12 protein-coding genes and 1 riboswitch are annotated in these 13,086 nt (G+C 37.9%); of the genes, 1 reads left to right on the top strand and 11 read right to left on the bottom strand.

Annotated features, from left to right (window positions below):
* Positions 1 to 190: 190 nt before the first annotated feature.
* The 8 genes from IC621_RS13065 to IC621_RS13030 form a co-directional block, all read right to left on the bottom strand.
* The gene (locus IC621_RS13065; RefSeq protein WP_191158761.1) at positions 191 to 1,288 is read right to left on the bottom strand and encodes a GerMN domain-containing protein; all 1,098 of its coding nucleotides are present in this window, start codon (positions 1,286 to 1,288) and stop codon (positions 191 to 193) included.
* Between the two features lie 472 nt (positions 1,289 to 1,760).
* Entirely contained in the window at positions 1,761 to 2,561 is an 801-nt protein-coding gene (racE, locus tag IC621_RS13060) for a glutamate racemase (RefSeq protein ID WP_191158760.1), read from the bottom strand.
* 9 nt (positions 2,562 to 2,570) lie between these two features.
* Positions 2,571 to 3,017 (bottom strand): MarR family winged helix-turn-helix transcriptional regulator, encoded by a 447-nt coding sequence (locus tag IC621_RS13055; protein ID WP_191158759.1) that lies wholly within the window; start codon positions 3,015 to 3,017, stop codon positions 2,571 to 2,573.
* 347 nt (positions 3,018 to 3,364) lie between these two features.
* Positions 3,365 to 3,589, bottom strand: coding sequence for a spore germination transcription factor GerE (gene gerE, locus IC621_RS13050; protein WP_191158758.1), 225 nt, complete (start codon positions 3,587 to 3,589; stop codon positions 3,365 to 3,367).
* 137 nt (positions 3,590 to 3,726) lie between these two features.
* On the bottom strand, positions 3,727 to 4,194 hold the full coding sequence (locus tag IC621_RS13045; protein ID WP_191158757.1) for an acyl-CoA thioesterase: 468 nt from the start codon (positions 4,192 to 4,194) through the stop codon (positions 3,727 to 3,729).
* Positions 4,195 to 4,392: 198 nt separating this feature from the next.
* Positions 4,393 to 5,154, bottom strand: coding sequence for a succinate dehydrogenase iron-sulfur subunit (gene sdhB, locus IC621_RS13040; protein WP_191158756.1), 762 nt, complete (start codon positions 5,152 to 5,154; stop codon positions 4,393 to 4,395).
* 2 nt (positions 5,155 to 5,156) lie between these two features.
* Positions 5,157 to 6,917 carry a succinate dehydrogenase flavoprotein subunit gene (gene sdhA, locus IC621_RS13035; RefSeq protein WP_191158755.1) on the bottom strand — a complete coding sequence of 587 codons (1,761 nt, stop codon included), beginning with the start codon at positions 6,915 to 6,917 and terminating at the stop codon, positions 5,157 to 5,159.
* A 35-nt stretch (positions 6,918 to 6,952) separates the two neighbouring features.
* A complete protein-coding gene (locus IC621_RS13030; RefSeq protein ID WP_191158754.1) occupies positions 6,953 to 7,561 on the bottom strand; it encodes a succinate dehydrogenase cytochrome b558 subunit in 609 nt (202 codons plus the stop codon).
* Between the two features lie 409 nt (positions 7,562 to 7,970).
* On the opposite strand from IC621_RS13030, the gene IC621_RS13025 reads away from it, so the two are divergent.
* Positions 7,971 to 8,426, top strand: coding sequence for a YslB family protein (locus IC621_RS13025; protein ID WP_191158753.1), 456 nt, complete (start codon positions 7,971 to 7,973; stop codon positions 8,424 to 8,426).
* 337 nt (positions 8,427 to 8,763) lie between these two features.
* Here IC621_RS13025 and IC621_RS13020 read toward each other — a convergent pair whose 3' ends face one another.
* The 3 genes from IC621_RS13020 to trxA all read right to left on the bottom strand — a co-directional run bounded on the left by IC621_RS13020 (position 8,764) and on the right by trxA (position 12,853).
* Positions 8,764 to 9,993 carry an aspartate kinase gene (locus IC621_RS13020; RefSeq protein ID WP_191158752.1) on the bottom strand — a complete coding sequence of 410 codons (1,230 nt, stop codon included), beginning with the start codon at positions 9,991 to 9,993 and terminating at the stop codon, positions 8,764 to 8,766.
* Positions 9,994 to 10,195: 202 nt separating this feature from the next.
* A riboswitch (Lysine riboswitch) is annotated at positions 10,196 to 10,375 on the bottom strand.
* A 67-nt stretch (positions 10,376 to 10,442) separates the two neighbouring features.
* On the bottom strand, positions 10,443 to 12,215 hold the full coding sequence (gene uvrC, locus IC621_RS13015; RefSeq protein ID WP_191158751.1) for an excinuclease ABC subunit UvrC: 1,773 nt from the start codon (positions 12,213 to 12,215) through the stop codon (positions 10,443 to 10,445).
* Between the two features lie 323 nt (positions 12,216 to 12,538).
* A complete protein-coding gene (gene trxA, locus IC621_RS13010) occupies positions 12,539 to 12,853 on the bottom strand; it encodes a thioredoxin (protein ID WP_191158750.1) in 315 nt (104 codons plus the stop codon).
* Between the last annotated feature and the right edge of the window lie 233 nt (positions 12,854 to 13,086).

Below are 13,086 nucleotides of genomic sequence, written 5' to 3'. Positions count from 1 at the left end.
AGGGGCTGCAGTACCCGGCTAGTCTTATGCTTGTCATCGAAGGACTAGCACCTTGTGCTTTTTTTAATAAACTACAAAATTTTCGAAAACACCTTTACCTAAATTTCTTGTATGGAACACGAAAGAAGAGGCAGCTTTTTGTAAGCGTACCTCTTTTATTTGCACTATATAGTATATCAAAAATATAAGATTAAAAACTACCTGTATTCACAATATCAGTTCTTGTTACTGGTTCTGACAGCTTCTTTCCGTCTTCATTTACTAAATCAGCTTTTCCATTGACCGTGACGGCTACACTCTCTACTCCTTCTTGCGCTGTTAAGGTTAGAACAAGAGAATTTAAAACATGTTTAGAAATCACCTTTTTATCTTCATCAAAAGCTCCGTAAATGGCTTCATTAAAATCTAATGTTACTTTTCCATCCTCATTTTTAGGAGCGCTTAATAATTCAACCTCGCTTTGGAATCCAGATAACAGGCCGCTTCTATTTGCCGGCCCCTCGATCAGTTCATTAACAGCTGAAACGATTGGGTCTTCTTCTTTGTTACTAACCCGCTTTGTTACTGGGACGTAGTAGGATTTATCTTCATTTTCTGCTAAGTAATACACTGTAACCGGATGAGAATTTGTGATGTCAATGACATCGCTTGTGTCATAATTAATTCCAGTTTCACGGTTAAGTTCATCAGAGATTGGCGTGCCCCCAACAGGCATTTCATTAAGCTCATGACCATTAATCCAAAATTTAACGTTTTTAACAGAATCAAATTGAGTAAGGGTCCATGTTACTGCTTGAAGAATTTTCTGCTCGTCCTCAGGTTTATAATCTTCAAATTCTTTAGAAAAGTCTACAGTGGCCGTTCCGTCTTTTATCGAAACCCCTTTTACTTCTGTATCTGCAGGCAGAACGGCTCTGAACCCATCTGGAAGCATATTTGATATTGGTCCACCCTCAACTAAGTATTCGACTACTTGTTTGGCTGCACCATCCTGTTTTGGGAGATCAACAGTTTGGGCAACTACAAGTCCTTTGCTATCAATTAAATACAATTCCCTTTTTACTGTTTCTGCAGCTTGCTCCTCTTTCTTTTCACTCTTAGTGTCTTCCTGACTAGATTCTACATTAGATTCTTTCTCAGATTTATCTTCCTCTTCTAAATATGAGACATCCTGAGGCGGATCTACTTCTTTAGCAGTCTTTTCACCACCAAACATCCCACATCCTGATAATAACATTGTTGATACTACAACCGTTGCTGCTACTTTCTTTTTTCCGCTTTTCGCCATAAAGGTCCCTCCTAAGGCAGTTTGTACTACTATGTATACGAGCTATTTTTTGAATTAGACCGTTTTTGAAAAACAATTTTGGATAGATATGCGCTAACTTAATAAACTTTACTTAATTTGACCTTGAATTGCTTGAGTAATATCCATAGCATGGACAAGACCTTAGTTCCGTTGATAGGCGGAAGGGAATGGCAAATCGTTTAATTGATGAGACAACCTGGAATAGAGATTTTGACGGAACAAATTTGCTGATGGTGAATTTATTTCGATAACGGTGCAAATAATTCGCTGACGGTGAGGCTTATGACTTGGGGACAGTCGATTGTGGAGCGGGGAAACGATATTGCATTATTAATTAAATAAATTCAAACTGCTTTTCTGATAAAACAAAAAAGTACCAGGAACCATATCCACCAATTTAGTACTACTAAAAAAATGGATTAAGGTGCCTGGCACTCGGAAAGGTGATTAGTTAGGTTAGGGTTATTTTATGGACATTTTCAACTGGCTGGCCGAACCATTTAGAAGCTATTTTTTCAAATAATTGTTTAGAACCTGTTGTTAAGAAAATATGTTGTTTATTTATATCGTCTTTATTTAGTTGATCTTGATAAGATAAAATTGTACTGACCTCTCTTGCAGTCTCATCCCCAGAGGAAATGATTTTTACATTTGTCCCCATGTATTTTTCAATCTGCTGCTTTAATATTGGATAGTGAGTACATCCTAATATAAGCGAATCAATCTTTGTATTTTTTATTGGTTTTAATGAACGTTTGACAAGTTCTTCTGCCTCTATTCCCTCGAACTCTCCACTTTCAACCAAGGGCACAAAAAGCGGGCATGCCAGGCTTTCTACAACCACGTTTTTATTTAATGTTTTGAGGGCTGTTTCATAGGCATGGCTTGCAATCGTATTTTCGGTGCCGATCACACCAATATGCCTTTTTTTTGTTACTTTTATCGCCGTTCTTGCTCCAGGCATTACAACCCCAATCACAGGAATGTCCAGCTTATCCTTTATATCCTCTAATACAATTGCAGTTGCCGTATTACAAGCAATTACAAGCATTTTAATATGGTGATGAGCTAATAGATAGTTTGTCATTTCCCATGTAAACTGGTGAACTTCATCTTTAGGTCTAGGTCCATAAGGACAACGAGAAGTATCTCCTATATAAATAATTTCTTCTTTTGGGAGCTGCCTCATGATCTCTTTTGCGACCGTCAATCCGCCTACTCCAGAATCTATTACTCCAATTGGTCTATTCAAAAAATCGCCTCATTCATCCTTCATTTCTTGTTGCAGCTTTGCTAACGATTTTTGAAGAGAATTTACTTCATCTTCTGTGAAATCATTTAAAACATCTGTTAAGTAATGTTGTCTTTTTGCAATAACCTCTTCGATTATTCTTTCGCCTTCTTCTAATAAATGAATTCGGACAACTCTCCGATCATTAGGCTCTTTAACCCTTACAACGAGAGAATTTTTTTCCATACGATCGATTAAATCTGTCGTCGTACTGCATGCTAAATACATTTTTGAAGATAGTTCCCCTATTGTTAAATCACCGTGCTCCATTAACCATTGCAATGCAACAAACTGAGGAGGGGTGATTGTATATTGACTTAATATTTCTCTGCCTTTTTGTTTGATAATACCGGATATATGGCGCAACGATTTTTCTATTTCTGCAACCTTTGTCCCGTTTAGGTTTTTACTCAACATTGACATACCTCACTAATGAATTCTTCAGATATGTATGAACAGGCTCACATCTGTTTTACCAATAATGTTAGCATATGACCATGAATATCGACAATAAAAAGTCTAAAGTTTGACTTTTTAGGGATTGTTTATCTGATAAACAAAGTGCACCCATATGCTAAAAGATTATTGCTGTTTGAGAGGAAAGGCAATTACACGAATAACCGACCGTTAAATTACTATACGCTACATCTCCACACAGGAAAATTCTTCATTCATTATCTTTGCTTTAGGAACAATAAGGTCTATAGAAAGAAACAAAATTAATGACCGGCCACCAAAATCAAATAAGGTGTGCCGGTCGAAAACTAGAGCTCAAGTTCACCCATACGAAGGAGCTCTACAACCGCTTGCGAACGCCCCTTAACCCCAAGCTTTTGCATCGCATTCGAGATATGATTGCGAACCGTTTTTTCGCTGATAAACAGCTCATTAGCTATCTCTTTTGTTGTTTTGTCCTGAACTAGTAATTCGAAGACTTCTCTCTCTCTTTTCGTCAGTAGTGGCTTTGATTGAAAATCTTTCTCCTTCAAGTATTGTAACCCTCCTTGCTAAGGTGAGAGCTGGTAATAGCGAATGGATATATAATTAGTCACCATATCATATGTGTCTGTAGAGCCTGCTGTGACTGATTTTAACAAGGAATTAAGAGATTGGACTCCGTCTATTTTTATAACTTGACACTATTCTTTTCAAACAGGCGTTTCTTGTCTGATTCCAGCCAATTAACTGCCTTACCAGATCTTCTTGAAATTTGGACAATTGTACCCTGTCCTGCAAAACATGGTTCCTGATTTTCATTCAACCCTAGATAGTGAAGGTTGACTGAAGAATTTCCGATTTCAAATGCTTTTACAAAGATTTGAATCACTTCATTGAAATAAACTTGCTTCATATAATCACATTGAATATTAGCGGCTACTGGAATGGTTTCGCTGTCTTTTTTCATCCATTCTTCCATCATACCTATATGCTTAAAAAACTCTATTCGTGCTTCTTCAAAGTATAGAATCGGTGAAACGTTATTCATATGACCAAATAAGTCTGTTTCAGAAAATCTGACTTTTACTTGCTGGAAAAAGGTGAACCCATTTTTCCATGTTTGATAATCAGGTTGGATATAAATAATGCTTTTCATTTTTTTACTCCTTTTCTTAATTTAAAAAGTGCCTGGTTACAAAACCAGGCACTTTTCCATTTATTCCACTCTTAATGAGCAGGAATACCCCCGCCTCGATCTTCGGAGAAATAAAGAAGATAGGTGAGGGATTGGATTACAAACCATCAGTGGGAATGAAGAATACCTCTCACTGATGGAAGTTTCACTCTATATTTTTTACACTTGATCACTTCCAAAGAAGTTGCGGAAAGCTTGCAGGGATGTATCTCGATTTAATGCTGCAATCGATGTAGTAAGCGGGATCCCTTTTGGACATGATTGGACGCAGTTTTGTGAATTACCGCAGTTTGCAAGACCTCCATCATCCATAAGAGCTTCAAGACGCTCGGCTTTATTCATAGCACCTGTTGGATGAGCATTGAATAATCTTACTTGTGATAGAGGAGCAGGACCAATGAAATTAGAGTTGCTGTTTACATTTGGACATGCTTCCAAGCAAACTCCGCATGTCATACATTTAGATAGTTCATAAGCCCATTGACGCTTTTTCTCAGGCATTCTCGGACCTGGTCCTAAGTCATAGGTGCCATCGATCGGAATCCATGCTTTTACTTTTTTAAGTGAGTCGAACATGCGGCTGCGGTTTACTTGCAGGTCACGAACAACTGGGAATGTACGCATTGGCTCAAGGCGAATTGGCTGATCCAGCTTATCAACGAGGGCCGTACAAGATTGTCGCGGCTTACCATTTATAACCATTGAGCAAGCTCCGCAAACCTCCTCCAAACAGTTCATATCCCAGTTAATCGGAGTTGTTTTCTCACCTTTTGCATTGACTGGATTACGCCGAATTTCCATTAAGGCGGAAATGACGTTCATGTTTGGGCGGTACGGGATTTCAAATGTTTCTTCGTAAGGGGCCTCTTCAGGACTGTTTTGTCTTGTAATAATAAAACGAACTAATTTATTTTCGCTCATTATTATTTCTCCCCTTTCTTTTTGGAATAGTCACGTTTACGAGGCTCGATAAGTGAAGTATCTACTTCCTCATAATGAAACTTCGGCGCTTCATGCTCGCCGGCAAAAGCAGCCATAGTCGTTTTTAAGAAGTCCTCATCATTACGATCAGGGAATTCCGGTTTATAATGTGCTCCACGGCTTTCGTTACGATTGTAAGCTCCAATTGTAATTACTCTAGAAAGATGAAGCATGTTTTTCAGTTGTCTTGTGAATGTGGCCCCTTGGTTACTCCATCTAGCTGTATCATTAATGTTGATATTATTATATCTTTCTAACAATTCCTGTATCTTTTCATCTGTTTTTAAAAGCTTGTCATTATAGCGGACAACTGTTACATTATCTGTCATCCATTCTCCAAGCTCTTTATGAAGAACATAGGCATTCTCTGTACCATTAAGACTTAATATATCATTCCATTTTTCTTCTTCTTGTTTGACATAGCCATCAAATAAAGCAGAAGAAAGATCTTCAGCAGACTTCTCCAAGCCATTAATATAATGTACAGCTTTAGGACCTGCAACCATCCCCCCGTAGATCGCCGACAATAGGGAGTTTGCTCCTAATCTGTTACCGCCGTGCATTGAATAATCACACTCTCCAGCAGCAAACAGTCCAGGAATATTTGTCATTTGATCGTAATCTACCCATAACCCGCCCATTGAATAGTGAACAGCAGGGAAAATTTTCATTGGGACCTTACGAGGGTCATCACCCATAAACTTTTCATAGATTTCAATAATTCCACCCAGCTTGATATCAAGCTCCTTCGGATCCTTATGGGAAAGATCCAAATACACCATGTTTTCACCATTGATTCCAAGCTTTTGTTCAACACATACATCAAAGATTTCCCTTGTTGCGATATCACGAGGAACAAGATTTCCATACGCCGGATATTTCTCTTCTAAGAAATACCATGGCTTCCCATCTTTATAAGTCCAAACACGGCCGCCTTCACCACGTGCTGATTCACTCATAAGCCGTAATTTATCGTCTCCTGGGATTGCTGTAGGGTGAATTTGAATGAATTCTCCGTTCGCATAGGAAACACCTTGTTGATAAACGATTGACGCTGCTGATCCCGTATTAATGACAGAATTAGTTGATTTTCCGAAGATAATTCCAGGTCCGCCTGTTGCCATAATAACGGCATCCCCTCGGAATGATTTAATTTCCATCGATGTTAAGTCTTGTCCAGTTATTCCCCGGCAAACACCGTCTTCATCAACAACTGCGCCTAAAAATTCCCATCCCTCATATTTTGTAACTAATCCTGCTACTTCATAGCGTCTAACTTGTTCGTCTAATGCATATAACAGCTGCTGACCCGTTGTTGCACCTGCAAAAGCTGTTCTATGATGCTGTGTTCCTCCGAACCGTCTAAAGTCTAGAAGACCTTCAGGTGTACGGTTAAACATTACCCCCATACGGTCAAGGAGATGAATAATTGCTGGTGCAGCTTCTGTCATTGCTTTAACAGGCGGCTGGTTAGCAAGAAAATCTCCGCCATATACTGTGTCATCGAAATGTTCCCAAGGGGAATCTCCTTCCCCTTTTGTATTTACAGCTCCATTAATTCCGCCTTGTGCACATACTGAGTGAGAGCGCTTGACTGGAACTAAGGAGAATAAGTCTACTTGAACGCCTGCTTCTGCTGCTTTAATTGTCGCCATTAAGCCGGCCAAACCGCCTCCGACAACTATTACTCTATTATTACTCATAAGGCCCACTCCTTTAGTTAGCTAATTCCCTCTATTTAAACGAAAGCAAAGATAGTCCGAACACCTACGAAGGAAAGTGCAAGGAAAATTCCAATCGTGACGTACGTGGAAATAAGTTGTGAACGCGGGGTAACCGTCAATCCCCAGCTCACTGCAAAAGACCATAATCCATTCGCAAAGTGGAAAATGGTTGAAATAACTCCAACTAAGTAAAAGCCGATCATAAATGGATTACTAAAAATAGAAGCCATCATATCAAAGTTTACTTCTGCCCCAAATGCGGCCGCAATTCTCGTCTCCCATACATGCCAGGAAACAAACACAAGCGTAATAATTCCTGTTACACGCTGCAGCATGAACATCCAGTTGCGAAAGTATCCGTATTTGCTTACATTGTTTTTAGCAGTAAAAGCAATATAAATACCATAGATTGCATGATATAAAAGCGGTAGGAAAATAATTGCTATTTCCAATAAATACCTAAATGGAAGACTTTCCATAAAGTGAGCAGCATTATTAAATGCCTCTTCTCCTTTTGTAGCAAAATTATTTACTACAAGGTGCTGAATTAAGAATACACCAACCGGAATAACTCCCAATAAAGAGTGAAGTCTTCGATTTATAAACTCCTTGTTTCCAGCCATCTTACATTACCCCCTAATCAAATAAGTACACTCTTTAGATCGATTCTTTTAAACTTCCATCTTTCAGCAAAAAGATTCTTTTGTGAAGAATTAAACAAATTCAAGTGGTGATCTACCTTTGGGTCCCTTTTCGGGAAAAGAAGAGCACCTGCTGAATTCAAATGTCCATTCTTTCATTAGAATTTAAATATTTACTGATAAAATGTGACAAATTTATTTTACTCCCATACAGGTATAGCGTCAAGAAAACGTGTTCATAAATTTTAATTTTTTGAAATATCATTTTTTGTATTAATTTTTACTTTATCAATATATTATTACCGTCGTTTTCCAAATAGAAATTAACTTTTGTATCATTTTTTCTTTTTTCAAGATACGATATAATAAATTGAAGGAAAGAGGGGAAAAAATGAACAAAAATTTATTTCGGTCTGAATTTGAAAAACTACAAGACATAGAAGTACCTGCTTTTGGCTTTGAGTTGATGCGTGAAGTTTTAATTCCAGATATCTTAGGCAAAGAAAGCTCCCAAATGCTTTATTGGGCTGGAAAAAACCTTGCACGCAAATACCCTCTTAATTCACTTGAAGAGGTGATATCATTTTTCCATTGTGCAGGTTGGGGAAAACTAAGTATTGTACATAAAAAAGGTACAGAAATGGAATTTGAGCTGGAGGGTGAACTCATCCAGGCACGCTTTAAAGCGAAAAAAGAGCCCTTCTTCCAGCTTGAAGCAGGCTTTCTAGCCCAACAGATGGAGCAGCTCAACAACCAAATAACAGAGACATATGAACAAATAAAAAGACGAGCTAATAAAGCTGTTTTTACAGTAAAGTGGGATCACAAAGATTTGACTAATATGTAATAGGCTTCCACACAATTACGAGGCAGGCTTACTATAGCGCCTCCCTCTATTTCTTAGGCTGTTTACGCAGGCTCTGTTGTGATTGAAACACTTTTGAATCACTTGAGGCAATCGGTATTTTCACTGATTGCCTTAATATTATAGTTCAGGATATTTCAGTTAATTAATGCATTAAAGTTAATCCTCGTTGGCCAGCACCTATCCCGCCTGAGGTCACAACCTTATCCGTCAAAAAGGTTAAAAAGCACCTTTTTGACGGCTCATCTTATGCGATTAACCCTTTGCGCTTTTCGTTCAACTTCTCTTATATATTAAGTTCTTAGAATAAAGCTTTAGTTTAAACGACAGCCTCTTGTTTTGATAATTGGAATGCCTCATGCAGAACTTCTACTGCTCTTACCATTTTTTCATGCTCAATTACCGTAGATACTTTAATTTCTGATGTGCTCACCATTTTTACTTGGATACCTTCATTTGCTAAAACCTCAAACATTTCAGCAGCAACTCCTGGATTCGAAATCATCCCTGACCCAACAATGGAAACTTTTGATAATTCTTTTTCTGTCTCGATTTTTTCATAGTTCAAATTATTTTTAAATTGTTCAAGTACCTTTACAGTTTCGTCAAGGTCACCTGTTTTTACGGAAAATGAAATAGATGTCTTTTCTTGGCTTGTTGAAGATTGAATAATAATATCCACATTGATTCCGTTAGCCGCTAATGTTGTGAAAATTGTAGATAATGTGGTGAGCTCATTTGGAAGCCCGCATACAGTCACACGTGTTACCTGATCTTCAAATGCAATTCCTCTTACAACTAAGTTTTGTTCCAATGTGGTCTCCTCCTCAATTATAGTTCCATTTTCATGTTCCAAACTGGAGCGAACTTCTAGAGGAACATGATAATTTTTTGCAAACTCAACTGCACGGGGGTGTAGAACACCGGCACCTAGATTTGCCAACTCCAGCATTTCATCGTAGGAAATCCCAGCAAGCTTCCTTGCTCCTTTAATAAAACGCGGATCTGTTGTAAATACACCTGTTACATCTGTATAAATATCACATTTGTCAGCATTTAGCGCAGCGGCCAATGCAACAGCAGTCGTATCTGAACCACCTCTGCCTAAAGTCGTTATTTCACCGTCAATAGAGGCTCCTTGGAATCCAGCAACAACGACGATATTACCGCATCCTAACTGATCTTGAATTCTTGTTGTATCAATATCGGTAATTCTCGCATTTCCATGAATAGGTTCTGTCTCGATTCCAGCTTGCCAGCCAGTATAAGAGACTGCATCAAACCCTTTTGCTTTTAATGCCATTGATAGGAGCGAAATCGTGACTTGCTCGCCAGTTGTTAATAGCATATCCATTTCTCTTTTGCTTGGATGGCTGTTGATTGTTTCTGCCATAGAGACTAATTGGTCTGTTGTTTTTCCCATTGCTGAAACGACAACTACGACATTATGACCATTTTGTTTCTCTTGAATAACCCGATTAGCTGCATTTTGAATTTTTTCTACTGAACCAACTGAAGTTCCTCCAAATTTTTGGACAATTAGACCCATTAGTACCTTTCACCCTCTTTACTTATTTAAAGATGTTTTCATAAACCTTATTGATGCCTAAAAGAAACGAATTGCTTAGAAAAAAACCTATTTCACCTGACCGTATGCCTAAGAACAGCTGAGCTGAAACTTATGTAAATGCAAAAAAGCAATGAGACTTGTAATCCCATTGCATATAAAACGAATAAATTATCCGCTCACACAATGAGATAGCCCTCCAAGAAATAAATTCTTGACAATTCTGCACTTATTCAATACAGAACCAGAAAAGGGAAATAATGGAATTCCCTTCACTTCGGCGACTCTCCCCTTTCTGTTATGCTCTCAGGCTTCCATTCACCTCACATAACATACTCTTGAAGCTCGCACCTCTATCTTCATTTAACGAACTAAACGATCAAAGTATGAAATTAGTTATGATTTTATCAGACAATCTAAAAAATGGCAATCTATTTTTTTAATTTTTCTAGGATGTCTTTGGCTGTAGCAGCAGGAATGCCTGCTTTTTTCAAGTCATCCAAGGTTGCTTCTTTCATTTTTTTTATAGAACCGAAATGTTTTAATAACATCTTTTTGCGTTTTTCTCCTACCCCGGGTATATTGTCAAGAACAGATTGAAACGCACTCTTCCCCCTCAGCTGCCTGTGGAATGTAATAGCAAATCGATGGACCTCATCCTGGATTCTTTGCAATAGGTAAAATTCCTGGCTGTTTCTTTCAAGTCCAATTAGCTCAGGAGGATCTCCAATAAGCAAGTTGGAGGTCCGGTGCTTTTCATCTTTTACCAATCCAGCTACTGGAATATCAAGGTTAAGTTCATTTTCAAGAATTTCCTTCGCAGCACTTAACTGACCTTTTCCTCCATCTATTAAAATCATGTCTGGCAGGGGCAAACCTTCTTTCAATACACGTGTATATCTTCTTCTAATAACTTCTCTCATTGAGTCATAGTCATCTGGACCCTTGACTGTTTTGATTTTATATTTTCTGTAATCTTTTTTAGCCGGCTTTCCGTCTATAAACACAATCATTGCCGAAACTGGATCTGTTCCTTGAATATTCGAGTTATCAAATGCTTCAATTCGAAGCGGTGGATAAATTCCAAGAGCGTTTCCAAGGCTTTCAACTGCTTTGATTGTTCTTTCTTCATCACGCTCAATTAGAAAAAACTTTTCTTGAAGTGCCATTTTTGCATTTTTATGGGCCAATAGCAGCAAGTCTTTCTTTTTTCCGCGTTTTGGCTGGTATACTTGGACTTGTAATAATTGATGAATTAATTCGTGGTCAACACTGTCGGGAAGTAAAATCTCACGCGGTAAGAAATGCGCATTTTTCGAATAAAATTGACCAATAAATGTATAAAACTCTTCTTCAGGCTCTTGATACAACGGAAACATCGAAACATCCCGTTCAATCAATTTCCCTTGCCTGATAAAGAAAACTTGTACACACATCCATCCCTTGTCATACGCATAGGCAAACACATCTCGGTCTACAAAATCCGTTAATGTCATTTTCTGCTTTTCCATTGTCGCTTCAATATGAACAAGCTGATCTCGAAATTCTTTTGCTCTCTCAAAATCAAGGGCCTCGGCAGCTTCTTGCATCTTTGAGGTTAGTTCTGCTTTAATCGCTTTGAATCCGCCATTTAAAAACCTTGAAATTTCTTCTACAAGCTGTTTGTTTGTTTTTTCTGATACAGATTTGACACATGGTGCTAAACACTGCCCCAGGTGATAATATAGACAAACCTTATCAGGTAAAGTATTGCACTTCCGCAATGGATAAAGTCTATCGAGCAATTTCTTTGTTTCCCTTGCAGCTTGAACATTAGGATAGGGACCAAAATATTTCCCTTTATCTTTCTTGACTTTTCTTGTGACGATCAGTCGCGGGTGCCTCTCTGCTGTAATTTTAATAAAAGGATAGGTTTTATCGTCTTTCAGCATCACATTATATTTAGGATCATATTTCTTTATTAAATTCATCTCTAAAATAAGTGCTTCAATATTAGATGAGGTTACAATGTATTCAAAATCTTCAATCTCATTGACCAGCCTTTGTGTTTTAGCATCATGAGATCCTGTGAAATAAGAACGAACGCGATTCCTTAACACTTTCGCTTTTCCTACATAAATGACCGTTCCTTGCCGATCCTTCATTAAGTAACAGCCTGGCTGGTCTGGCAAAAGAGTCAATTTTTCTTTTATATGCTGATTCACCTTAAACCACCCTCAAAATAACATAATAGACCTTTATTTTACATGAAATCTCTCCAAAATTCTTCTTTTGGAATCAAAAAACCATTTTTATTTATTTCCCAAGCAATAGGTCGTTTTGACTATAGAATCATTTAAATCTCTGGACATCTCCTCCAACATAGGACCAGCACACATAAGACTCCCAGAAATAATGATGTTCTTGCTGTCCTGTCCGCCTGCGCTGGACAATGATACCACTCGTTATCATGTTAATACTTTAATTAACTATTCTTAACAGATAAAAAAACAGCCTCCAGAGAGAGACTGTTTTATCAATTAATTGATTAAGCATGTTTTGTAAGTAATTCTGCTAAAGCTTCTTTAGGCTGGAAGCCTACTGCTTTATCAACAACCTCACCATCTTTAAAAACAAGTAAAGTTGGAATGCTCATTACACCATATTTTCCAGCTGTTTCTTGGTTTTCGTCTACGTCTAGTTTTACGATTTTAACTTTGTCTCCCATTTCTTGATCTAACTCTTCCAATACAGGAGCAATCATTTTACAAGGACCACACCAAGGAGCCCAAAAATCCGCTAACACAACACCTTCGCTAGTTTCAGTGCTGAAACTTTGATCTGATACATTTGTAATCGCCATTAAAATACCTCCTATAAAGCTTAAAGCTTAAATAATGGTCTTAAGTATAGCACCTCTGTGGTTTTAAGCGCTAATAATATGCTCGTGTTTTATAATTCCCTATTTTAAAGGATAAAAAACAATTTCTTTAGTAATTGCAGGATATTCCGCTAAATCAATGATTGACGGAGATGTTGAATTGCAGCATTGGTGACCATATTGATGGAACGGCTGCCAAGTTTTTGGCAGCCGTT

This window comes from Metabacillus arenae, assembly GCF_014773385.1.
Lineage (GTDB): Bacteria > Bacillota > Bacilli > Bacillales > Bacillaceae > Metabacillus_D > Metabacillus_D arenae.
This window is presented reverse-complemented; position numbering and strand designations above follow the sequence as displayed.